Here is a 23,155-nt window from a genome sequence, read left to right as displayed (position 1 = left end):
TCAATTAAGGTAATTAATCATTCTGGAATTCAAATCGTTATAAAGAATTTACCAACTATTTTTGGCCACATGGCCTTTGAAATAGAATCAATATATTAACGAGACACGCTTACGATTCCGGTGAGAGTACGGAGCGAGTTACTTGAACAGGGTCGTGAATTTCGTGGGAACGGGGGTCTCGAATTTCATTTCCTTTCCCGTGACGGGATGGATAAAAGTGAGCTTGAAAGCGTGTAAGGCCAAGCGGTGCAAGGGGTTTTTCGTGGCCCCGTATTTGGGGTCTCCGGTAACGGGATGTCCGATTTCCTGCATGTGTACCCTAATTTGGTTTTTGCGTCCGGTTTCCAATTCAAGTTCCACGAGTGAGAATTGCCGGTTCGATTTTAAGGTTGTGTAGTTCGTGATGGCCAATTTCCCGTCTTGTGAAGAGGTGGAGTGGACGATCAGAGCTTTGTTCTCGCTGATGTAGGATTTCACCTGTCCTTGTTCCGGTTGCGGGCATCCCTCGATGACGGCGACATATTTCCGTTCTCGGATCATTTCGTTCCAGTTTTTTTGTAGGATTTCTTGAACTTTTTTGTTTTTGGCAAACATCATGACACCGGAGGTTTCTTTGTCTAGGCGATGCAGGATAAAGATATGGTTCCGGGGATCTTTGTTTTTCACGTAGTTGTTCAGTATATAATAGGCTGTTTTGGTTTTATCCCGCTCTGTTCCCATGGAGAGTAACCCGCTTGCCTTTTCCACGACAATCAGGTGTTCGTCCTCATGCAGAATGTTGAGCATGGGGTGATGGAAAGGAGCCGCATTTTTGTTCATCCCGACGGTTACCGTGTCCCCGGGTTTGAGTGGCGTGTCGAATTGTGTGGTGACACGGTTGTTCACTTGCACGAGTTTGTGGGCGAGGAATGATTTCACGGCTGTCCTGCTTTGGTCATGTAAAGCTTGTAACAGGAAAGGCATTAACGTGTTTTCTTCTTGTACTTCGAAACTACGGCTACGCGGGGCTTTGGCACGGGGTGAATTCTGGGGTCTCATGGGTTTATTTGTTTAATTGGGGACAAAGGTAATAAAAGTAAGGACGTAATTCGCGGGTTTATGCGAAAATAGACACTTGTTATTGGGGTGTGTTGCGGAATTAGAGGCGATTTATTGGAACTTGGGCTTACACTTTGCTGTAAATTAATATTTAGGAATTTATTCCAAATATTATTAACCAACAAATGATCGATTATGAGTAACAAATTATTATTACTGTTGATTTTAGGAGTCGTGTTTTTTTCCGCTTGCAGCGATGATGACAAGGACCCGAATTATGACGGGACATATAAAGATTCGGGATTGGAGTTGTCAAGGGACGGGATGGTATTGAGTGGAAAGAGTGTCGCTTTATCAGGTAACACGCTAACCTTGGGTAACGTGATTCCGGGAGAACCGGCATTGGCGATTCCCGTGACGATCACGGGAAATGTAGTGGAAGGTACGAGCAGTAATGATTTCCGGGAAGTGAAGGTTTCCGGGAAAATTGAAGGAGGAAAAATGAACCTGACTCTTGCGGTAAAGAATAAGGCCACGGATATTGAGGGAACTTGGGCGGTAGGAAATCTGGATGCAGGCATTATGGCCACACATTTTACTTTCACGACAGATAAGGAAAAGGTGAAATACGGTGAGACCGAGGTCGCTCCGGAGAACGTGATAGGGTTTGTGAATGGTATATTTGGATGGATGTTACCCACCTTTCTAAAGGATATAACATTCACGAGTGATGGCAATATCACAGCCTCTTACAATAGTGATATGGCGAATCCGCAATATGCAACGTCTCCTAAAGGCATGGCCTTTTATAATTTGGTGGGAGGAAAGTTGTATATCTCTGCAAATATTGCAGGTATCGTGGAGGATATCGGGCGTAGTACTTCTGATCCATTGACAGAGATCATGGTCGTGCTGGAACAGGGTATTCCTTTTGAGGTCACGAAAGATACGGAAAAAGAGACAATGGATGTCTATATGACCCGGGAGACGTTATTACCATTTATGTCTTTGCTTCCTATGTTGGGAGAGGTTATGCCTGAAGAATTCCAGAGTTACGCTGGATTTATCACGGATTTGGGACCGATTATCCAGGAAGGGAAAACGGCGGAACTGGGATTGGTGTTGACGCAAAAGAAAACCGCTGAATAGCAATATTGTACAAGACGATTTAGAGAGTTATGTTGCATATGGTGATGTGACTCTCTTTTTGTGGAAAATGATTTATATGGAATATTCTTTATATAGGTAGAGTGGAGTTATTATAAATAGTTAAATGAAATGTTATGAAGAACAAGTTTTTATTATTAATGGTTTTAGGAATTGTATTTTTTGCTAGTTGTAGCGATAGTGACAATAAAGACACGCCGAAAGATTTTAACGGGATTTATTCTACAACGAGTACGGATCGGGTGTTAGATTTGAAGTATAGTAACGCTGTATTTATCGGGAAATCTGTTGATTTTAATTCTGCGGATGGAAAGAGTGCAACCTTGAAGTTGCAAGGGGTTGTCCCGGGAGAGAGTGAAACTGTATTTTCTAGTGTCCCATTGGTTTCTAGTAGCGGAATCTATACTTTTTCCTCTGTGAATGAAGATGCTGTACGGAAAGTGACGTTGGAAGGATCTATTGAAAAAGGGAAGTTAACCGTGAAGGTTGATGTGGCGTTTGTACAGAACGATTTGATGAAGAAGTGGGATTTTTCAACTGTAAATATGGTGTGGAAACCTACCAATTACGTGTTGTTTGAAGTTGATTTAGGTGGGATATTTGGAAAACAAAAGGTCCAGACAGGGTTAGTGACATTGTTCGCTCCTTCTATGTTAGCGCAAATGTTGAAAAGCTATTTGCAGGATGTGTCTTTTAGAAATGATGGAAATATCGTGGCAACTTATAATGCGGCGGAAAGCACGGAAGAAATCACAGAACCAGTGGCGAATTGGCAGAGTTCTCCGTTGAATTTGGTTCAATATCGTGTAAAAGATGATATTTGTTATGTATTCTTGAACATGGATATGATCATGAGACAAGTGGGAATTGATCAAGAAGGACGTGCAACAGGAACAGATCAGATGCTCGTGGCTCTTGAACAACTTTTGACAAATGGAATTCCTGTTCATTTTAAAAAGACGGTGGGAGAAGATGCTAAAGATGAGTTGTATGTTTATGTGGATGAAGTGTTGATCAAGCAATTAGGAACTCTTCTTCCCATGCTTGAAACTTTAATCCCAGAAGATATGACAATTGATATTCCCATTTTGACTAAAACGGTTGCTGTACCCGTTAAAACAATCTTAGAGAATTTACCGGGGGCGTTAGAAGCAACAACAGAGATGCAGGTGGGATTGCAATTCAAGGGAGCCGAGTAGTGTTAGGAAAAGAAATTTCTAGATATGTAAAGCATTTAAAAATTGTCCGGGTATATTTAATATGTACCCGGACAATGTGTATTAATAGGTTATTTCCAAAGATTTTACCCATAACGTGCTGTTAGGAGCTCCTTTGTAGGAATCTCCTTCTTTACTTGGGGTGCAGACAATGGCAAGCTTGTACTTTTTGTTGACAGGGTCAAATGAACCATTTCCCGTGGGTTCGAAATTGACCGTTTTTTCTGTAAAGTTGTCTTGGGACCCGCTACTGAAAGCAGCTTTTAGGATTACTTTCTTGGATTCGTTGATATTTGTTCCGTCTAGGTGATCGTTGTAAGAATCGACTTCGTATAAGTAGGCGATTAAAGAACACTCGTCTATTTTGTCCGGAATTTCTTCTGCGGTAACTGTCGTGGTGGAACCCTCTGTTTTAACTACCGTGTTGAAGTACGTTGTTCCAGGCGTGTATTTGTATGTGAATTTGAAGGCTACGGGAGCTGCTGTTCCCCGGTAAGCTTCCCCGAAGTGGGTACTTTTCAAGGGTGCGGTGGCATCTAAATCGAATGTTCCGTTGAATAATGTTCCGGCAGTAACTTTAGGTAGCACGACAGCCATGAATGCGATATAACCACCGTACGTGTCTCTTGTTATGATTTTCGCTGCATCTCCGTCTTGTGTAACGGGATAGGGTGTTGCTGTTAATTCGGGGTGACCGATCATCATTCCTGATAAAGGAAAGAAATCTGCAGCCATATTGGAACTGGCCATGTTCACCGGTTCTTGATACTCTTTCCCTTCTGGAGTAATCCAGCTATTCATTTGGTAGATGGATTTGAATTCCGGCATTTTCTCTAAGCGGAGAGTTTTGGTGCTGGGATAGCGTACGTCTTCGGGAGTAATGTGATATTTTACGTCGTATTTTTCTCCTTCAATTTTGGAGAAATCAATGGATTCACCTTCTTTGAGTATGGATTTCGTCCCGTCTGAATATCGAACGACAATGGAATCCAATGTGGCGCCTTTCGGGAGTTCAATCTTAGGCGTTAGCTTTAGTTGGCTGGCAGTCGCTGTTTCCCAGATTTTGAAAATGTAAATAGAGGATGTTTTTGAATTATCCGGTTGTGTGGCTACGGCATCCCCTTCAATTATTAAGTTGATTTTAGTGTCAGCGCTTTCCGTGATCGTGTCTCCCGTAAAAGTAACATTAACAGTCAAGGGGGAGGCATCCACCACGAGATTCAGTTTCATGATGTGATCTTCGACGATAGCTCCGCGAGCAGTTAGTTTTACCCCTGTTACACCGGGAATTTCCAAGTCTGTAAGTTCCCGGTCTTTTGCCGTGAATCCGTATACTTCTCCTCTTTTTACGAAAGAGACGGTGTCTAGTTGTATAGTCCCTAGATTGATGCCTTGGAATGAGAAGTTCTCGATTCTCAAGCGGAGTTTGTTCGGGTCTTTATCTGATGGCTTGTTCACGTACACGCGTTGAGTCATGGTTATGGGGGCTAGTCCCAGATCGATGGCCATTTCTCCTTTAAACGTTTTGTTGTAGAAACTTTCCGCACTTGCTGGTTCTCCTTCAATTTCCGTGATCGAGATGTTAATTTCCATGATCTCGTCCTCAATATTAGCGTTGGCCTGAACGGTATATCCACTGACATTGTCGGTTATGGAGCCTTTTAATTGACTGTAATAAGTGCGACTGAGAGCTTCGAACGTGACATTGGGAATTTCGAATTCGGGATAGCCGGGAACTATGTTGATTAACTTGAAAGAAGTCGTGTTGTCATCTTTTTGAATAATTTGTACAGAAGTTCCTTCTGGTGCAGAGATTCCGTCAATAGTGGCTTTTAAATTTTCTCCGGAATACTGCCCGACAATTTTGTCTATCGTGGGTGGTTCTGGATCATCATCATCTTTACAACCTGTAAAAAATGCAATACTTAAAGCTAATAACAATAGTAATTTGTTTTTCATACTTCATTGAATATTAATTAGACATCTTTTTATAATCAAGTTAGACTATCAATAAACCTTCGTTTTTTGATAGCAGGCATAAAATCGTTTTCAGGATCAATTTGAAGGAATGGAATATAGCTAGATCGCTATAAAGTAGAAAAATGTATGATCAATAAATATCAGATAATTAAATAGATATGACAGTGTAAATGTTAAAATTGAATTCCTGTTGTAATATTTGATTAAATTTGCACGTTTTTTGCTAATGATAAGGCTGCATGGCTCAAAAAACGAAGGTTTATTGTGTGTGTATTTTAAGGAGAGGACGGACATATCAATGTTTAATTAATGTTTAATTAATATTTAATGAAGTATGAAAAACAAGTTTTTATTGTTATTAATTTTAGGTGTCGCATTTTTTGCGAGTTGTAGTGATGATGATGATAAAGCATGGAAGAAAATTCCTCAGGATGAAATAGAAATCCAAAAAGTTACATTTGAAGTTAATGGCGAACAGGCGACTACAGGTACATTGCAGATGACGGTAAAAAACGGATCAGAAGCCGTGTTGACTTTAAAAAATGTGATACCGGGTTATGCAACAATCCCTGTTAATGTGAAATTGGAAGAACAGGCTGATGATTCTTTTGTTTTTTCTGGAGAGGAAGGCTTGGCTACACCACCAGCAATGCTTATTGTTCGGTCTGATGCAAAACCTGTTATCTTAAATGTAAAAGTAGAAGGTAAAATCAGTGTAGAGGGTAAAGTTTCTGCGACCGCAACAACAAAATTGTCCGAGATCGCTCAAGCGGGATTAACGGGTTCTTGGAATTTGTCAGCTACAAGTAGTGGTGAGAATGCCCCATTGTTTGTTGTATGGTCTGCCATTGATTTGGAAAAACCTAATTTTGAGAATACGATGAGTTTAGTCAATATGTTTGTACCAATGGTCTTATTTAATGCGCTGAATCAAGTTACTTTCCATGAAGATGGTAATATTACTGCAAAATATTGGGAAAATTTTTCCATGGAAAATATGTTTGCTAATCAAGATAAAGGTCAACTTATTGCTTCGCATGATGATTGGAGCGATTCTCCTAAAAATTTGGCATTTTGGTATGCTAAGAACAGTATGATTTATATAGTTCCTAACATTAATGCGATTGCGCAACAAGTGAATGGAAATAATGAAGGTGTAGATATTAGTAATTCTGAAGATATAATGACTCTTCTTGCGAAATTGAAAGAGTATAATATTGATGTTGATGTTTTGCTTCCAATCGTGATGCAATGGATTACAGAAGGTATTCCAGTGAAGTATGTTAAGACAGATGATGCTTTAAAAATTTATATAGATAAGGAGATGGCGGCACCTTTTATAACTCCGCTTTTGCCTGCATTAGATAAATTGCAAGAAGACATGGAAAAGATTATAGAGGCTGGAGAAGATGAGAATACAATAGAAATGATTCAATTAGTTTTGGGTGTTTTACAGATTGAAAAATTGACAGATATAAAAACTATTTGGGAAGAGAATACGAATGAATTTGAGATATCTCTTAATTTTGTTAGTGCCAAGTAATATATATTTGGATTAAATATTATAAACGAGTTCGCCTAGATTCTGGCGGGCTCGTTTTGTTTTGGATACGCTTTCTTTGAAATTATCTATTCTTTCCTTGTAAAAAGGAAAGTTTTTCGTGAATTTGTCCTTATGAAAAGGAAAGACGTGATAAATTAAGGTGAGTTCGATATAATAAAGCATATTTGCCCCATCCGTTAGGAAAAAGATCGTGTAAAAATGGGAAAATATCGGTGTTTTTTAGTTTCTTGCACGAGATGATGTGATTATTTCGAAGAGATGGATTCCGCCGTCTTGGAAGTGCCGGAATAGGTGATGTGTCATCTTTTAACTTTGGGTTTTTATCTTTCCTGCTACCCCCTCTAACTCCCCCTTGCACAGGGGGAGGACACGCTACATTGAAACATTGGAGTGCGTCCTCGCAACGGTTTCTTCTTTCGTGTAATGTTATGTTTCTATTATTCAGAGATATAAATTTGTTTTTATATCGAACTCACGTTAAATTAGCTAAGTTGCAGTAATATTAAGTAAGTGCAAATTTTGTACTTACTGGTTGACTTTGTATTAGTAAAAATTGTACAAAGTATTTGGATAATCAAATTCCTTTTATACATTTGCAGAACGAAAAAGACAAAATATGAATAGTACATTACATCATATGCATCATCATTGCCATCACTGTATTCAGGTGAGATGATGCTGTTGTGCTGTAATTAGAAATAAAAAGTATAAACGAGCTCGCCTGGATTCAGGCGGGCTCGTTTTGTTTTTTTCGATACCATAGATGCCTTCCCGGATTCAGTGCGACGATAAAATCAGATAGAAATGGTGAAATTAAAAGTCGCGATTCAAAAATCAGGTCGATTGAACGAGGACACGCTCGAATTGTTGAAAGAGTGTGGGATTTGTATTAATAACGGGAAAGATCAGTTAATGGCACAAGCCTCTAATTTTCCGTTGGAGGTGTTGTATTTACGAAATTCGGATATTCCTCATTACGTGGAGGATGGAATTGTTGACGTGGCGATTATCGGGGAGAACACGGTGGTCGAAAAAAGGGCAAATGTATTGAATTTGTTGGATTTAGGTTTTTCAGGTTGCCGGGTTTCTATTGCTATTCCTAAATCGGAGGAATTTACCGGGTTAGATTGGTTGCAGGGAAAACGGATTGCTACTTCCTATCCCAACACGTTGAATGATTTTCTGGTACAAAATAAGATTCAGGCAGAGACGCACGTGATCACGGGGTCGGTGGAGATCGCTCCCGGTATCGGATTAGCTGATGCGATCTGTGACATCGTGAGTTCCGGGAGTACACTTTTTAAGAACGGGTTGACGGAGGTCTACACGTTGTTTAAGTCTACGGCTGTTTTGGTGGCTAACCCGAAGTTGGATGAAGAAAAAATGCGGTTGGTGGAACAATTGATATTCAGAATGAAGGCGGTGTTGGCTGCCAAGTGTAACAAGTATATCCTGTTGAATGCTCCCGAAGAGAAATTACAAGAGATTTGCGATATACTTCCGGGAGTGAAAAGTCCGACAATTATGCCGTTGGAAATGAAAGGATGGTTTTCTCTACATTCGGTGGTGAACGAGAATAAGTTTTGGGAGTCTATCGGGGCGTTGAAAGCGGCGGGTGCGGAAGGGATTTTGGTGGTACCAATTGAAAAGATGATAGAGTGATGTTGAATTTTAGATTTTAGATTTTAGATTCCAGCCGCACGGGCGATCGCTTTTGAGTGAGGTTACAGGTTTTATGAATAGATTAATTTATGATTATGAATAAGATATTATATCCAAGGAAGGAAGAGTGGATGAAAATATTGGAGCGTCCAGAGAATCGTGGTGAAGATTTGGACAAAGTGTGTAAAGCGGTGTTTGATGAGGTGAAGAGGGATGGAGACGAGGCATTGAAGAAGTACACGTGGTATTTTGATCGGGTAAAGCTAGAATGTTTCGAGGTGACGGAGAATGAGTTTCAAAGGGCAGAAAGGGACGTGAATGCGGAATTGAAGGAGGCGATAAGGGTTGCAAAAGGGAATATCGAGGAGTTTCACAAGATTCAGATTCCAGAGAAGTGTGAATACGTGAATGAACGGGGATTCCGATGCTGGCAGGAAGGTCGGGCGATAGATCGGGTGGGATTGTATGTTCCGGGTGGGAGCGCTCCCCTGTTTTCAACCGTATTGATGTTGGCGGTTCCAGCGAAGTTGGCCGGGTGCCGGGAGGTGGTGATCTGTACGCCACCGGGAAGGGATGGACGGGTGAATCCGGCTATTTTGTGGACGGCCCGGTTATGTGGAGTAACCCGTGTTTTTAAAGTGGGAGGGATTCAAGCGATTGCTGCATTGGCGTTAGGGACGAAGAGCGTGGGGCGGGTGGATAAGATTTTTGGACCGGGAAATCGTTTCGTGACGGCGGCAAAACAATGGGTCGGGCGTTATGGTGTGGCAATAGATATGCCTGCGGGACCTTCGGAGTTGATGGTGGTGGCAGATGAATCGGCACGGGCGACATTCGTGGCGGCAGATTTGTTGTCGCAGGCGGAACACGGGCCGGATAGTCAGGTGTTTCTGGTGACTTGCGATGAATCATTGATTGATCGTGTAGAAGAAGAGTTGAACAAACAATTGAATCGGATTCCTCGGAAGGCAATTGCAGAGGTGGCACTGAGAAATTCTAAATATATTGTTTTGCGTTCCCGGGAAGAGTGCGTGGAGCTGGTGAATTGCTATGCCCCGGAGCATTTGATGTTGTGCGTGAAGGATTATCTGGATTGGGTGCCGGAAATTTGGAATGCGGGTTCTGTCTTCTTGGGACACTATTCCCCGGAAAGTGCGGGAGATTATGCGTCGGGGACGAATCACACCTTACCCACGAATGGGTATGCCCGTGCGTATAGCGGGGTGAACATGGATGCCTTTATGAAAAAGATAACTTTCCAAGAGATCATGCCGGAAGGTTTGGCCTATTTGGGAAAAACGATCGAGATAATGGCGGATAACGAGAAGTTGGAGGCACACGGGAATGCGGTAAGGGTTAGGAATGTAGAATCTAAAATTTAGAATTTAGGATGAAGGAATTTGGAGATATAGTAAGGGAGAATGTAAAGGGGTTACAGGCGTATTCCTGCGCTCGTGCGGAATTCGAGGGGACGAATGTGACATTGCTGGATGCGAACGAGAACCCGTTTGCGTCGGAATATAATCGTTATCCAGATCCGTTTCAGCGGGAATTGAAGCGAGAGATCGGTAGATTGAAGGGGGTGGAGGTTTCCCGGTTGGTACTGGGAAATGGGAGTGACGAGTTGATCGATATGTTGATCCGGACGGTTTGTACGCCCCGACGGGATAATATGCTCGTTTTTTCACCGGGCTATTCGATGTACGAGGTAAGTGGACTAGTGAATGACGTGGAGGTGAGGCGTTTGGAGTTGGACGGGGAGTTCCAGCCGGAGTGGAACACGTTGTTTGATAGCGTGGATCGGTTTACGAAAATGATTTTCTTTTGTACACCGAATAATCCGGTGGGGAACGTAATTCCTTTAGAACGTATTCGGGAAGTGGCGTCTCATTTTGATGGAATTGTCGTGGTAGACGAGGCATATATCGATTTTACCGATATGCCGTCGGCTGTTGTTTTGCAGGAGGATTGCCGGAATGTTGTCGTGTTACAAACTCTGTCCAAGGCTTGGGGGCTTGCCGGGTTACGGGTAGGAATTTGTATGGCGGACCCGGAACTGGTGATTTATTTAAACAAAGTGAAACCGCCTTATAATATCGGTTCATTGACTCAACGGCGGGCTTTGGATGTCTTGCGGAATGAGGCTGATTTTTGGGAGAAGGTGGAGGCGATCAAGCGGGAAAGAAAAAGGGTTATCGGTTTCTTGCGGAATTTATCTTGGTTGGAGGTTGTCTGTGATTCGGAGGCCAACTTCGTGTTGATTCGTTGTGAGCGTTTTCGGGAGTTGTATGAATATTTGGTGAAAGGTGGCGTTATTGTTCGGGTACGGCATATCCCGCCCCGGTTGAGTTGCGGGTTACGGATAACCATCGGGACACGGGAAGAGAATGATTTGTTGATCGAGCGATTAAAGAAATTCGGTGATTTATGAAGAAGATATTATTTATAGATCGTGACGGTACGATTATACAGGAGCCACCGGTTGATTACCAAGTGGATAGTATGGAGAAACTGGCCTTTGTTCGGGGGGTTATTGGAGCCTTACGGGAGATTGTTCGGGAGACGGATTATCGGTTGGTTATGGTGAGTAATCAGGATGGTTTGGGGACTGAACGGTTTCCGATGGATACTTTTTTGCCACCACATGAATTTATGTTGAAGACGTTGGCAGGCGAGGGAATTGTTTTTGACGAGATACTGATTGATGGGAGTATGCCGGGGGATGGTTCTCCCCGGAGGAAACCGGGGATCGGTATGGTCGAAAAGTATTTGAATGAATTGTTGGATCGGGAGAACTCTTACGTGATTGGCGATCGGTTGACGGATATGCAGTTGGCGGCTAATATGGGGATTCGGGGAATATTGCTGGGAAAAGAGGAGATGGAGTGTTTACCTATTGTTTTAACCACGGATTCTTGGAGAAAGGTCGTGCGTTTTCTGAAACAGGGAAGTCGACAGGCGGTGCAAGTGAGGAAAACGGCAGAAACGGCGGTTCGGATTGCGTTAGATTTGAATGGAACGGGGCAGGGCGAGGTGAAGACGGGAATTGCTTTTTTTGATCACATGCTGGAACAGATTGTCCGGCACGGGGAAATGGATTTGGTGGTTTCCGTGGAGGGGGATTTACAGGTGGATGAACATCACACGATCGAAGACACGGCTATCGTGTTGGGACAATGTTTCTCGGAGGCATTAGGAGGTAAGAAAGGGATCGGACGATATGGTTTTGCTTTGCCGATGGATGAGGCGAGGGCAGAGGTGTTGCTGGATTTGGGAGGGCGGAGTTGGTTGGAGTGGAATGTCGTGTTTAACCGGGAGTACGTGGGAGATTTTCCCACGGAGATGACCAAGCATTTTTTTGCCTCGTTTTGTCAAGGGGCTAAATGTAATTTGCACGTGGCTGCGAAAGGTGAGAACACGCATCACGTGATAGAAGCTATTTTTAAAGCGTTTGCCCGTAGTTTGAGGATGGCCGTCCGACAAGAGGCCGGAGGAAGGATCCCATCGACGAAGGGGAGAATGGATTAATTTTAGATTTAGAGATTTTAGATTGAAGGGGGTGTCCCAAAGGTCATTTTATTAAAATAAACTCCTCCGTCACTTCGTGCCACCTCCTCTATAAACAGAGGAGGAGCTGGTGACTATTCCTGAAAATAGGAAGTATTTCAACTCTCCCTCTGTTTATAGAGGGAGTACCCCGAAGGGGGAGGGAGTTTGAAAAATGACTTTGGGAATAGTCCCGGAAGAATTGGATTATGATATTTTTTTATTGAAATGAGTAAAATAGTAATTATAGAGTACGGGGCGGGAAATTTGTTTTCGGTGAGGGTTGCGATAGAGAGGTTGGGGTATGAGGTGGTTTGTAGTGCTGATCCACGGGTGGTACGGGAGGCTGATAAGGTGATCTTTCCGGGAGTAGGGCAAGCTGCCGCGGCCATGAGACAATTGAAAGAAAGCGGGATGGATCGGGTGATTCCGGAATTGAAGGTTCCCGTGTTGGGGATATGTTTGGGGATGCAGTTGATGTGCGCCTATTCGGAAGAGGGGGGGACGGAGGGGTTGGGAATATTCCCGATGCGGGTGGAAGAATTCGGGAGATGTGGTAAGGTTCCTCATATGGGATGGAATGAGATTCGGGGGCTGAAATCCGGGTTGTTCGATGGGGTTGTCGAGGGGGAGATGGTGTATTTCGTACATTCGTATTGCGTGCCTGTTGGAGAGTATACCATTGCTACGTGTGATTATCAGGTAGCTTTTTCCGCGGCGATTCGGAAAGGGAATTTCTGGGGATGTCAGTTCCACCCGGAGAAGTCGGCCGGGGTTGGGGAAAAGATAATTGAAAACTTTTTGAAAATGTAAGAGAAATGAAGATAACGGTTATTCCGGCAATAGATGTTATAGGAGGAAAATGCGTGAGACTTACCCGGGGCAATTACGATGAGTGTAAAACGTATTATAATGATCCGGTGGAGGCTGCCCGATATTTCGAGGATATGGGAATGAGGCGTTTACACCTTGTCGATTTGGATGGGGCTAGGGAGTCCCGGGTAATTAATTGGCGGGTTCTGGAACGAATTTGTGAGGCGACTCGTTTGGAGGTTGATTTTAGCGGGGGTATCAAGAGTGACGAGGATATTTGTCGGGTGTTTGATGCGGGGGCCTCGTTTGTCTGTATCGGGAGTATGGCCCAGCAAAATAGAGAAAAGACACGGGAGTGGCTGGAAAGATATGGGGCTGAACGGGTCATTATCGGGGCAGATGTAAGAGGCGGGCATGTGTGTATTCAGGGGTGGAAGGTGGAGACGAAGACAACGATACACGAGTTAATAGAAACTTATTTACCCGGGGTGAAGAATGTGATGTGTACGGATATTGCCCGGGATGGGATGTTAGGGGGAGTTTCTTTAGAGCTGTATCGGGAGCTGGTAGCTCGTTATCCGGATATTACGCTTATCGCATCCGGGGGAGTAGGTTCGTTGGTGGATATTCAGGCGCTGGAAGAGATGGGTGTTTCTGCCGTGATCGTGGGGAAGGCTTTTTATGAAAAGTTTAAAATGTAGAGTTTAGAATGCAAAAGATTCTGTGATTGCCGATTCGATGATTGGATGATTAAAATCACTTAATCGAAAATCATTACAATCACTTAATCGATAGGATCTAAAATTAATAAGTATGTTTTTAGCAAAAAGAATTATTCCATGTTTGGATGTAAAGGCGGGGAGGACGGTGAAGGGGGTGAATTTTGAGAATTTGAGGGATGCAGGGGATATTGTGGAGTTGGCTGGTCGATATTCAGATGAGGGGGCGGATGAGTTGGTGTTTTTGGACATCACGGCAAGCTCCGATCACCGGGGTACACGGTTGGAGTGGGTGGAACGGGTGGCCCGACAAGTGCGAATACCTTTTACCGTGGGTGGGGGAATTTCATCGGAGCGGGATGTTGAGGCTCTTTTGAAAAAGGGGGCAGATAAGGTGTCTGTAAATTCCAGTGTTTTGAAAGACCCGGGTTTGATAGATCGGTTGGCGGCGGCATTTGGAAAACAGTGTATTGTTGTGGCGGTGGATGCTTGTCGGGATGGTGAGAAGTGGAGAGTATACAGTCATGGAGGACGGGTGGTTACCGATCGGGAGCTTTTTTCGTGGGTAAAGGAGGCGGAAGGACGGGGAGCCGGGGAGATTTTGTTTACCTCGATGGATCATGACGGGACACATCAAGGATTTGCCTGTGAGGCAACGGGACGAGTGGCGGATTTGGTTAATATCCCGGTTATTGCATCCGGGGGGGCAGGCTGTCCGGAAGATTTCTATGAGGCTTTGACTCGGGGAAAAGCGGATGCCGTACTGGCGGCTGGAGTTTTTCATTTCGGGCAGATCCGGATTCCGGAGTTGAAATGTTTTTTGAAAGAAAAAGGTATTGTTGTTCGACAAAATATTTAATGAAATGGTAAATATTGCAGAATTAAAATTTGATGCGGCCGGGTTAATTCCGGCAATCGTGCAGGATGCAGATACACGGGTGGTGTTGATGCAAGGGTATATGAACCGGGAGTCTCTTGCCGAGACGGAGCGTTCCGGTAAGGTGTGTTTTTTTAGTCGCTCCCGGCAGCGTTTGTGGACAAAAGGAGAGGAAAGCGGACACTTTTTACTGGTGAAGGAGATTTTGGCTGATTGTGATCGGGATTCATTATTGGTGAAGGTGAACCCCGTGGGACCGACTTGCCACACGGGACAAGATACGTGTTGGGGAGAAGAGAACGTGGATCAGGATTTTTTGTTTTACTTGCAACGGTATTTGGAAAAACGAAAAGATGAGTCTCCGAAAATATCCTATACGGCTCGCCTGATCGGAAAGGGAATTAACAAGGTTGCCCAGAAGGTGGGAGAAGAGGCCGTGGAGTTGGTTATCGAGGCGAAGGATGATAACGAGGATTTATTTTTGAACGAGGCTGCCGATCTGATGTATCACTATATCGTATTGTTGATAGCGAAGGGGTACGGGTTGGAGGATGTGGTAAGGGTGCTGGAGGGAAGACATGGGAAAGATAAGAGTTAAAAACTAAAAGATAAAAACTAAAAGTTAAAAGATAAAAGGAGGCTGTGATTGCTGATTTAATGATTAAGTGATTAATGAAGAGAGAGTGGTTGTGGGGGAGGAATCACTTAATCGGCAATCGTAAATCACAAAATTAATCGGGTCATGCTAGAGTTTTATACGAATTTGGAAGGAGAGGTCGAATAGTTTGTTGTCGTTGACTTGGGTTAGGGAGGAGCTGATGGTTGATTTGTCGGGATAGTAGGTGAGGCCGGCTTTTAGGTAGAGGGTGATGAGGGTGAAGGGTTTCCAGTTAAGATTGAGGTAGGAACGAAAACCCCGGTCGTACAGGGCGGGAAAGGAGTAACCGTAGAGAACGTTGTTTTCGTAGGCGTATATTCTGGTGTTGTAGCTGTCCGTGTCAAAGTAAGCGAAACGGAATTGGGCTTTTAGGTTGGTTTGGAGGGAGGAATACATAAGGTCTTGATAGAACAGGTAACCACCTTCGTGTTTTTCTTTTTTCACGTAACGTGTATAACTGGTACGGGTTCGGGATTTTAATTGCTCGCAGATAGAATAGGTAAATTGGAACCTGTATTCTTGTTTTACACGGGAGACGGATTGGAGGTCTTCTCCGGTTTTATCGTCTTCCGGTTTCTCCTCGTGTTTGAAACGGAATGAACAATCCCAGCGAGAGCGGTTGAACGTGACATCTCCCACGATTTCTTGGCCATTACCGGGGATGGTTGCCTGATAACGGGGAGAGAAAAAGCGGAACCGATCATAATAGGCATTGATTTTCAGACTGCGAAAAGGGGTACTTTCGAGACCTAGGTATAGTCCTTCCTCGTTTGTTGTGTTGGAGTATTCTGCAAAACCGCTGTTGTAGTGAGAGTGATAGCCTTTGTCATAGTGGCGGTAAAGGGCGCATAAGGCGAATCGGGGAATCCCACTGTAACGTAGCCCGTTGACGGTTGCCCATGTTCCGTTGTCACTACGTGCTGTTTCTCCGAATAGGTAGAAATGGTAACCTCCGGTTTTGTAGTCCACGCTTACGAGTGTACGTTGGTGGCCCGTTTCATTGTTTTGTTGGTAGGCGGCTTTGCCGATGGTTAGGGCGGGTGAAAAGTTGTAGTGTAATAATTGGACGCCGATGCGGAAATACCGATGATTGAGGCGGGTGGATAAGCCGGTTGTGAATTCTTTTAGGATGTGTTTCTTCTTACATTCTGAAAAGTTCCGGTGATAACCTGTTTCGTAAAGGGTGGCCGTTTGTACAGTCTTTGGGGAGAGGGTGTCGAGATCAGCGAGATTACCGTCTGTTTTTTTGTAAGATACGAAGATTTCGGTGGTAATCGTGCGTGTCGGGTGCAGGCTGACAGCCATGCCTCGCAAGTATCGATTTTCATCAGTAGAAGTGTAGGGTGCAATACCATTTCCGGATTTCTCGTTACTAAGGGTAGATGTCGATTTTCCGGAAGAGTAACCGCTCCATGCCAGTAGTCCCTGTCCCCATTGTAATTTATAGTCCCCGACAATGACTCGGTGGATGATTTTTTCCGGGGTGTAGCACGCGTGGACGGAAAGAAAGTCAAATCCTATTTTTTGGTTTTTCGAGAAATAATTTTCTCCTGGGTCGTTTTCTAACGAGAGGCCTCCTTGCCAGTGTTTCTGGTTTGATATTTTGTATTTTAGTAATGTACCTACGGGTGGTCCTTGGAAGCGGCTTTGCTTTTTGGCGAGATAGTCCTTTTCATACAAAAAGGCTTTCCGGCTGTACTTTTTGTAACCGGCTTGTTTTGGGCGGGTCATTTTTAAGCGGGCGAGAATTTCTTGCGATAGGTGATAACGGGATTGCTTTTCGGGGGTGTACGTTCCGATGCGTATAAATGGTTTGATGTTGGATAAATCCTGTTGACTGATTCCGGTGACGAGTAGAAGTTCGTTCGGGTGAGTAAACGGCCCGTGTTTTTTACGGAAGTCCAGTAAATTGTCTATCTGCGCATCGGAAAGGAAAAATAGCATTTTCAAGCTATCGAATCCGGCTGAATTGAGGTTTATCGGTTGTGCGGAGAGGCGGATCAGGGAATTGATCATGTCTTCATAATAATCTTCCGATGACTCGATGTCGTTTGTTTCCAAGAGTTTTTCAACATCCGGAATGCTCTGTGAGTACACGGAGTAGGGAATAATGAAAAGTAAGATAACGACATATGTAATTTGTCGCATGGTATAAATATTCAGATTAAAATTCGTGTTGACGGGAATTTAATCATATGAGTGAACACACCTAAATAGCCGATATTTCAAAGGTAGGAAATATTTTGGATATTTTTCTAAAAATCTTGTTTTTTTAGAAAGTCTGCCAAGTGTAGATGTTGAATGCCTTCAATGTTACTTCCTGTGTTTAAGGGATTAAGGCTGACCACGTATTTGGGGTAATTATCGGGGATTGCTAATAGATTGCCAAATTCCCGTTCTTTTGTTTTCTCGTCAACAATGAGATAAGTCGCTTGTACGTAGATTTTCTTACCTTGTTTTAAAGCTACGAAATCAATTTCAAGACCATCCTGTTGACCCACGTAGATTTCATATTGTAGGATTGAGAGATGTAAATATATGGCATTTTCGATAAGTTTATGAATATCACGTTGTAGGTCAAAGCCTATTTGACTGTTACGTAACCCGATGTCTTCGAAATAATACTTTTCTCCAATTTCAAATTTTTTCAAGCCATTAATCTCTATTCGTCCCACTTTATGAATTAAGAAGGCGTTACTTAAAGCCTTCAGGTAATTGATAACTTGAAGTGTTGAAATATCTACTCGTTGCGATTTTAGGTATTTGCTAATATTGTTTGCGGAAAAAAGATTCCCGATATTGTCGGCCGTGTATATGGCTAATGTTTCGAGAAAATCGATGTTACGAATACCTTCTCGCTTAACAACGTCTTTTAATAAAATGGTTGAATACACGTTACGCAAATATTCAAATGCCATTTCATCATTCAGTTCCAAGCGTGAAAGATAAGGCAATCCTCCGTAAGTAAGGTATTTCGTCAAACTTTGCTGGTCGTCTGGGAGCTGGTGAAAAAGTAAAAATTCCGGGTAGCTTAGACTATGGATGTGAAATTCTATATATCGGCCGGATAAATAGGTGGCTAGTTCTCCCGATAACATTTTGGCATTGCTACCCGTGCAGAAAATATCACAGGAGTCTTTGGCTTGAAGGTCACGAAGGGTATGTTCGAAATGATCAATATCCTGAATCTCGTCAATGAATAAATAGTTGTCCTTTGCCGGGTTGATTTGTGTCTTCAAATATTGGGAAAGATCTTGATCGTTATGAATCATTCGAAATTCTTCATATTCCATATTTATATATATGATATTAGCATCCGGGTGTTCGGTTTTGATTTCTTCCATGAGTTGTAGCATGATGTAACTCTTGCCTACACGCCTTTGACCGGTAAGTACTTTTATGATACCTTTTCCGATAAAAGGTTTTATCCTTTTGCTGTATAATGGACGATCAATAATCTTCATTTTATATGGTATGATTTATATGTACGGCAAATATAGGAAATTTATAAGTTATAACTTATAAAAATGGGGGATTTGTTTTGTTTGTAAGTTATGATTTATAGTTTTTGATCGTGAGGTTAGGGATTGCTTTTGCACAATAAATAGAAATGGGGCTGTCCAAAAAGTCCTGTTCATAGAGGAGGTGGCACGAAGTGACGGAGGAGTTTTTTGAGGATAAAATACCTTTTGACACAGCCTCATTTTCGCTTCCAGCGAAACTATTGATACAAAAAGCGCTTAATACTCTTCTTTGGTGTTTTTTCAAACTCTTCGTTGTATATCGTGACTTTCGCGATCTGGCTGTATGCCGGGAGAGTTTCGTTCATTTGCTTCCGGTTTTCTTCCATGATGGCGGCGATAGCCTCGTCCGAGTTCTTGTTGTCGGCATTGATAGCTTCGAAGTCGGGATAGATGAGGGCGGTGAGTTTGCCTTCTTTCTCGACCACGATAGATTCGCTCACGTAAGGAAGATTATTTAATTGATCTTCAATTTCTTCCGGGTAAATGTTTTGACCACTAGGGCCGAGAATCATGTTTTTACTGCGGCCCTTGATGAAAAGGTTGCCTTCTTCGTCAATCAATCCAAGGTCTCCCGTGCGGAGCCAACCGTCGGGTGTGAAAGCGGCATGTGTGGCCGCCTCGTTCTTGTAGTACCCGATCATGAGATTGTCTCCTTTGGCTAGGATCTCCCCGACGATATGTGCCGGATCGGGCGAGTCTATTTTTAGTTGCATACGGGGTGCAGCCCTTCCGCAGGAGCCTTTTTTGAAAGTTTCCCATCCGGCATACGAGAGGATCGGTCCGCATTCCGTCATGCCATAACCCACGGTATAGGGAAAGTTTATCGAGTGTAAAAATTCTTCTACTTCTTTATTCAGTGCGGCTCCGCCGACGATGAGTTCTTTGAAATTCCCGCCGAAGGCATCAATGACTTTCTGACGGATGGAATTCTTCACTTTCTTGTCGAGTAACGGCAGGTTAAGCATGAGTTTAATCAATGGTTTTTCCAGTGCCGGGAATACTTTTTTCCGGATAATCTTTTCGATAATCAAGGGTACGGAAATAATCAAGTTGGGTCTTACCGTGGAGAATGCGTCCGCGATGATCTTCGGGGACGGGGTTCTCGTCAGGAAAAATACATGAGCCCCGCTGGCAAACTCGTAGATGAACTCGAAAGCCAACCCGTACATGTGTGCCATGGGGAGCATGGATATAACCTGTTCTCCGGGTAATTTTCCGAATACCCCGAAGGCGAACGTGAGGTTCGACCAGAGGCTGCGATAGGGGAGCATAACCCCTTTCGAGAAACTGGTGGTTCCCGACGTGTAGTTAATAATGGCGAGTTCTTCCGGTTTGTCATACGTGTAGTTCACGTCTTCCGGGCGGAAACGGTCGGGGTATTTCTTCCCGAACAGTTCGTTCAGTCGCTCCCGTGCGTGTGATAATGCTTGGCTACGCGACACGAGTATTGAATTATCTTCCAAGCTTAGAATACCTTCCAGTGCTTCCATCGAGGCCTCGTTCAATCCTTCCCACACGACGCTACCCACGAAAAGTAGGCGAGCCTCGGAATGATTCACGATATTGTGTATGTTATCCGGTTTAAATTCGTTTAGGATGGGGACTACGACAGCCCCGTAGGTTAGCGTGGCGAGGAATGCAATTCCCCAATTTGTGGAATTTCTCCCGCATAACGCAATTTTATCTCCTTTTTTAATGCCCGCGTGTTCGAAAAGAATATGTAATTTTTCTATTTTCCGGGCCACGTCCTTGTAGTTACAATTTATTCCGTGATAGTCGGTCAGTGCCGGACGATCCCAGTTTTCCTTGATACTACTCTCTATATAATATATAAAACTTTCTTCCATCTGTAAGTATACTGTCAAACAAATGTCAAAGTTACGAATATTTTTCGAGATTTCGAGGGGAGGGTGAAAAGTAGTAAGGTTCATAAGGTCTATGACCTTATGAACTTTCAGAACCAAAGGTTCGATTTTATAAACTTATTTATATTCCCAGAGCTTTTCTTTTATCATCCGGAATAGGAGTAAGATCACCGCTGTATGAGATACTTGCCCGGTTGTTGCTGGTCACGTTGACACTGCATTTCCCGTTACCGTAAACTTCCACGTAGAAGTTAAAGACATCGTTGCGATTTCTCACGTTGAATTTGTATTCGATGTAATGTTTTTTGCGTTTGTTAATCACCTTGAATGATTCGTTTTCAATCTTTGCTTTCTCGAACTCGATCCCGCCGCCTTGTCCGTATTCCGTGGAGTAGGCCCGTCCGAAGAATGGCAAGCGTCCCGTGGCTATGGTGTCGAGGATAAAGAGTTGTCCCTCGTTGGTAGCCAGCGAAACGTAGCCTTCGCCACCGATGCGTTTCTGCCCGTATTTGGAGTCTATGGTGATGCTGCTGTTACCTGTCGGGAAGGCTTGATCTACCTCGATGTAGAATTCACGGCTTTTCATGAGTTGTTCGATCTTGGCGATACCCGCGGTGTCGCTTTTCTGTTTCTTTTCACCCATTGCAAAGAGGCAGGTAAAAAGGAGTATTCCTATTGGAATGATTGTTTTCAGTGTTTTCATGTTCTTGTTGTTTTTTCGTGAATATAAATGTCATGTTAATATATAGCAAATCATGTACCACGAGCCATAATTCGCTGAATGGATTCACAATATAGTAAAAATAAGGGATATTTGCAAATTTACACCCTCACTACTGGTACAAAAACCGTTTTATACTTCGTTTCGGGGTCTTCTCGAATTCCTCGTCGTGAATCTCTATCCGGGCAATCTGGCTGTATGCCGGGATCTGCTGGTTGATCTGTTTGCGGGTCTCGTGAATGATTTTGAGAAGTGCCTCGCGGGATATTTTGTTTTGTTTCATGGCCTCGGCATCTGGATAGACAAGGGCCACGAGTTTACCTTCCCGTTCAATCACTAGCGATTCCGCGATATAAGGTTGGGCGTTGAGTAGGTCCTCGATCTCTTCGGGGTAAATGTTCTGCCCGCTGGGGCCGAGAATGAGACTTTTGCTACGACCTTTGATGTAGAGATACCCGTCCGGATCCAGCACGCCGAGATCCCCCGTGTGGAGCCATCCGTCGGGGGAAAGTACGGTATTAGATGCTTCCGGGTTGTTGTAGTACCCGTCCATGACATTCATGCCTTTGGTGAGAATTTCTCCAACTTGTTTGAACGGATCGGGCGAGTCGATGCGGATTTCCATGCGGTCCACGGCTCTCCCGCAGGAGGTGGGACGGAACGTTTGCCAGTGGTCGAAAGCAATGGCAGGTCCGCACTCGGTCATGCCGTAGCCCACGGTGTAGGGGAATTTCACGGAATGGAGGAATGCCTCTACTTCTTTATTGAGGGCGGCTCCCCCGACTGCGAGTAGCTTGAATCGTCCCCCGAAAGCATCAAGAATCTGCCGCTTGATCTTGTGGCGGATTTTTCCCCCGATGATGGGCATTTTTAGCATCAGCTTGATATGAAACTTTTCCAGTTGCGGGAGTACTCGACTTTTGATGATTTTCTCGATAATTAAAGGCACGGCGACGATCAGGTGCGGGCGGATGTCGGCAAAGACTTCCCCCAGTATCTTGGGCGAGGGCATTTTTTGTAGGAAGTAGATATGTATTCCGCTGGCGAAGGGGTAAATGAACTCGAAGGCCAGCCCGTACATGTGGGCCATGGTAAGGATGGATACAAGTTTTTCGCCCGGCGTGTAACCCATCTGGTCAAGGGCGTAGCGGAGGTTGGACCACATACTGCGGTAAGGGAGCATCACGCCTTTGGGCGAGCTGGTGGTGCCGGACGTGTAGTTGATCATGGCCAGTTCTTCCGGTTCCTCCGTGCGGTAGTGTATATCCTCGATTCGCAGTTCCCCGGGGTGCCGGGCGGAAAACAGGGTCTCCAGCCGGGTGGCGGTTTCCGAGAGAACCGGGTTGCGGGAGGAGATCACGGAATAATCAGCCATGGCGATGATCCCGTCTAGCGCGGGCATACTCTCGTGGTCTATGTTATCCCACACGGATTTTCCCACGAACAGGAGCCGGGCCCCGGAGTGGTTGATAATGTGGTGAATCGTGTCGGGTTTAAACTCGTTAAGGATGGGAATGGCCACTGCCCCGTAAGTGAGCGTGGCGAGAAAAGCTATTCCCCAGTTGGACGTGTTGCGGCTGCATAGTGCCACTTTATCTCCCGGTCGGATACCGCCTTCCTCGAAAAGGATATGTAATTTTTCAATCCATCGTGCCACGTCTTTATAGTTATGTTCCGCATCCTCGTAGTCCGTCAGGGAGGGAAGGTGCCAGTGTTCTTTTATGCTGTGTTCTATAAGTTTCAAGAAACTCGTTTCCATGATGTTATATAATTAATATTCTCTTCTTATACTGAAAATTAACTT

The 23,155-nt window shown here is 44.0% G+C and carries 18 protein-coding genes; 11 read left to right on the top strand and 7 right to left on the bottom strand.

All coding sequences use genetic code 11. From position 1 onward, the window contains the following. Window positions 1-138: 138 nt before the first annotated feature. Window positions 139-1,038 (bottom strand): RluA family pseudouridine synthase, encoded by a 900-nt coding sequence (locus tag AB5542_RS08075; protein ID WP_279040311.1) that lies wholly within the window; start codon window positions 1,036-1,038, stop codon window positions 139-141. A gap of 195 nt (window positions 1,039-1,233) precedes the next feature. On the opposite strand from AB5542_RS08075, the gene AB5542_RS08070 reads away from it, so the two are divergent. Then, window positions 1,234-2,187: a DUF4925 domain-containing protein gene (locus AB5542_RS08070; RefSeq protein WP_087422036.1), complete on the top strand. Its 954-nt coding sequence runs from the start codon at window positions 1,234-1,236 to the stop codon at window positions 2,185-2,187. Window positions 2,188-2,321: 134 nt separating this feature from the next. Then, window positions 2,322-3,404, top strand: a complete 1,083-nt coding sequence (locus AB5542_RS08065; RefSeq protein ID WP_279040314.1) for a DUF4925 domain-containing protein — start codon at window positions 2,322-2,324, stop codon at window positions 3,402-3,404. Window positions 3,405-3,485: 81 nt separating this feature from the next. Here AB5542_RS08065 and AB5542_RS08060 read toward each other — a convergent pair whose 3' ends face one another. Further along, on the bottom strand, window positions 3,486-5,381 hold the full coding sequence (locus tag AB5542_RS08060; RefSeq protein WP_340279621.1) for a PCMD domain-containing protein: 1,896 nt from the start codon (window positions 5,379-5,381) through the stop codon (window positions 3,486-3,488). A gap of 355 nt (window positions 5,382-5,736) precedes the next feature. Between AB5542_RS08060 and AB5542_RS08055 the strand changes: the two genes are divergently transcribed. The 9 genes from AB5542_RS08055 (at window position 5,737) to hisIE (ending at window position 15,181) form a co-directional block, all read left to right on the top strand. After that, a complete protein-coding gene (locus tag AB5542_RS08055) occupies window positions 5,737-6,945 on the top strand; it encodes a DUF4925 domain-containing protein (protein WP_340279623.1) in 1,209 nt (402 codons plus the stop codon). Between the two features lie 825 nt (window positions 6,946-7,770). Next, the gene (gene hisG, locus AB5542_RS08050) at window positions 7,771-8,628 is read left to right on the top strand and encodes an ATP phosphoribosyltransferase (RefSeq protein ID WP_340279624.1); all 858 of its coding nucleotides are present in this window, start codon (window positions 7,771-7,773) and stop codon (window positions 8,626-8,628) included. A 95-nt stretch (window positions 8,629-8,723) separates the two neighbouring features. Further along, the gene (gene hisD / locus AB5542_RS08045) at window positions 8,724-10,010 is read left to right on the top strand and encodes a histidinol dehydrogenase (RefSeq protein ID WP_340279626.1); all 1,287 of its coding nucleotides are present in this window, start codon (window positions 8,724-8,726) and stop codon (window positions 10,008-10,010) included. A gap of 8 nt (window positions 10,011-10,018) precedes the next feature. Continuing rightward, entirely contained in the window at window positions 10,019-11,059 is a 1,041-nt protein-coding gene (hisC, locus tag AB5542_RS08040; RefSeq protein ID WP_340279627.1) for a histidinol-phosphate transaminase, read from the top strand. Beyond that, a complete protein-coding gene (gene hisB, locus AB5542_RS08035; protein ID WP_279040325.1) occupies window positions 11,056-12,156 on the top strand; it encodes a bifunctional histidinol-phosphatase/imidazoleglycerol-phosphate dehydratase HisB in 1,101 nt (366 codons plus the stop codon). The genes hisC and hisB overlap by 4 nt, the downstream gene beginning before the upstream one ends. A gap of 246 nt (window positions 12,157-12,402) precedes the next feature. Continuing rightward, window positions 12,403-12,987 (top strand): imidazole glycerol phosphate synthase subunit HisH, encoded by a 585-nt coding sequence (gene hisH, locus AB5542_RS08030; protein WP_340279628.1) that lies wholly within the window; start codon window positions 12,403-12,405, stop codon window positions 12,985-12,987. Window positions 12,988-12,992: 5 nt separating this feature from the next. After that, a complete protein-coding gene (gene hisA, locus AB5542_RS08025) occupies window positions 12,993-13,688 on the top strand; it encodes a 1-(5-phosphoribosyl)-5-[(5-phosphoribosylamino)methylideneamino]imidazole-4-carboxamide isomerase (protein WP_340279629.1) in 696 nt (231 codons plus the stop codon). Window positions 13,689-13,800: 112 nt separating this feature from the next. Beyond that, window positions 13,801-14,565: an imidazole glycerol phosphate synthase subunit HisF gene (gene hisF / locus AB5542_RS08020; protein ID WP_340279631.1), complete on the top strand. Its 765-nt coding sequence runs from the start codon at window positions 13,801-13,803 to the stop codon at window positions 14,563-14,565. 4 nt (window positions 14,566-14,569) lie between these two features. Next, window positions 14,570-15,181, top strand: a complete 612-nt coding sequence (gene hisIE / locus AB5542_RS08015) for a bifunctional phosphoribosyl-AMP cyclohydrolase/phosphoribosyl-ATP diphosphatase HisIE (protein ID WP_340279632.1) — start codon at window positions 14,570-14,572, stop codon at window positions 15,179-15,181. Between the two features lie 147 nt (window positions 15,182-15,328). Here hisIE and AB5542_RS08010 read toward each other — a convergent pair whose 3' ends face one another. From AB5542_RS08010 to AB5542_RS07990, 5 genes are all read right to left on the bottom strand, one after another. Beyond that, window positions 15,329-17,389 (bottom strand): helix-hairpin-helix domain-containing protein, encoded by a 2,061-nt coding sequence (locus tag AB5542_RS08010; RefSeq protein ID WP_340279633.1) that lies wholly within the window; start codon window positions 17,387-17,389, stop codon window positions 15,329-15,331. Window positions 17,390-17,496: 107 nt separating this feature from the next. Next, window positions 17,497-18,705, bottom strand: coding sequence for an ATP-binding protein (locus AB5542_RS08005; protein ID WP_340279634.1), 1,209 nt, complete (start codon window positions 18,703-18,705; stop codon window positions 17,497-17,499). A 257-nt stretch (window positions 18,706-18,962) separates the two neighbouring features. Beyond that, window positions 18,963-20,612, bottom strand: a complete 1,650-nt coding sequence (locus AB5542_RS08000; protein ID WP_340279683.1) for an AMP-binding protein — start codon at window positions 20,610-20,612, stop codon at window positions 18,963-18,965. 139 nt (window positions 20,613-20,751) lie between these two features. Next, window positions 20,752-21,333 (bottom strand): DUF4251 domain-containing protein, encoded by a 582-nt coding sequence (locus AB5542_RS07995; protein ID WP_087422050.1) that lies wholly within the window; start codon window positions 21,331-21,333, stop codon window positions 20,752-20,754. A gap of 130 nt (window positions 21,334-21,463) precedes the next feature. Beyond that, window positions 21,464-23,110: an AMP-binding protein gene (locus AB5542_RS07990; protein WP_340279636.1), complete on the bottom strand. Its 1,647-nt coding sequence runs from the start codon at window positions 23,108-23,110 to the stop codon at window positions 21,464-21,466. Window positions 23,111-23,155: the final 45 nt, after the last annotated feature.

It is taken from the genome of Butyricimonas sp. RTP31003st1_G1_RTP31003_210430, from assembly GCF_040920905.1.
Taxonomy (GTDB): domain Bacteria; phylum Bacteroidota; class Bacteroidia; order Bacteroidales; family Marinifilaceae; genus Butyricimonas; species Butyricimonas paravirosa.
This window is presented reverse-complemented; position numbering and strand designations above follow the sequence as displayed.

Excerpts from the sequence above, each read along its gene's own strand:
- hisD (WP_340279626.1), top strand. The coding sequence starts at position 8,724 with ATGAATAAGATATTATATCCAAGGAAGGAAGAGTGGATGAAAATATTG.
- AB5542_RS08065 (WP_279040314.1), top strand. The coding sequence starts at position 2,322 with ATGAAGAACAAGTTTTTATTATTAATGGTTTTAGGAATTGTATTTTTT.
- AB5542_RS08000 (WP_340279683.1), bottom strand. The coding sequence starts at position 20,612 with ATGGAAGAAAGTTTTATATATTATATAGAGAGTAGTATCAAGGAAAAC.
- AB5542_RS08075 (WP_279040311.1), bottom strand. The coding sequence starts at position 1,038 with ATGAGACCCCAGAATTCACCCCGTGCCAAAGCCCCGCGTAGCCGTAGT.
- AB5542_RS08060 (WP_340279621.1), bottom strand. The coding sequence starts at position 5,381 with ATGAAAAACAAATTACTATTGTTATTAGCTTTAAGTATTGCATTTTTT.
- AB5542_RS08070 (WP_087422036.1), top strand. The coding sequence starts at position 1,234 with ATGAGTAACAAATTATTATTACTGTTGATTTTAGGAGTCGTGTTTTTT.
- hisIE (WP_340279632.1), top strand. The coding sequence starts at position 14,570 with ATGGTAAATATTGCAGAATTAAAATTTGATGCGGCCGGGTTAATTCCG.
- AB5542_RS08055 (WP_340279623.1), top strand. The coding sequence starts at position 5,737 with ATGAAAAACAAGTTTTTATTGTTATTAATTTTAGGTGTCGCATTTTTT.
- hisA (WP_340279629.1), top strand. The coding sequence starts at position 12,993 with ATGAAGATAACGGTTATTCCGGCAATAGATGTTATAGGAGGAAAATGC.
- hisH (WP_340279628.1), top strand. The coding sequence starts at position 12,403 with ATGAGTAAAATAGTAATTATAGAGTACGGGGCGGGAAATTTGTTTTCG.
- AB5542_RS08005 (WP_340279634.1), bottom strand. The coding sequence starts at position 18,705 with ATGAAGATTATTGATCGTCCATTATACAGCAAAAGGATAAAACCTTTT.
- hisB (WP_279040325.1), top strand. The coding sequence starts at position 11,056 with ATGAAGAAGATATTATTTATAGATCGTGACGGTACGATTATACAGGAG.
- AB5542_RS08010 (WP_340279633.1), bottom strand. The coding sequence starts at position 17,389 with ATGCGACAAATTACATATGTCGTTATCTTACTTTTCATTATTCCCTAC.
- hisC (WP_340279627.1), top strand. The coding sequence starts at position 10,019 with ATGAAGGAATTTGGAGATATAGTAAGGGAGAATGTAAAGGGGTTACAG.
- hisG (WP_340279624.1), top strand. The coding sequence starts at position 7,771 with ATGGTGAAATTAAAAGTCGCGATTCAAAAATCAGGTCGATTGAACGAG.
- AB5542_RS07990 (WP_340279636.1), bottom strand. The coding sequence starts at position 23,110 with ATGGAAACGAGTTTCTTGAAACTTATAGAACACAGCATAAAAGAACAC.
- AB5542_RS07995 (WP_087422050.1), bottom strand. The coding sequence starts at position 21,333 with ATGAAAACACTGAAAACAATCATTCCAATAGGAATACTCCTTTTTACC.
- hisF (WP_340279631.1), top strand. The coding sequence starts at position 13,801 with ATGTTTTTAGCAAAAAGAATTATTCCATGTTTGGATGTAAAGGCGGGG.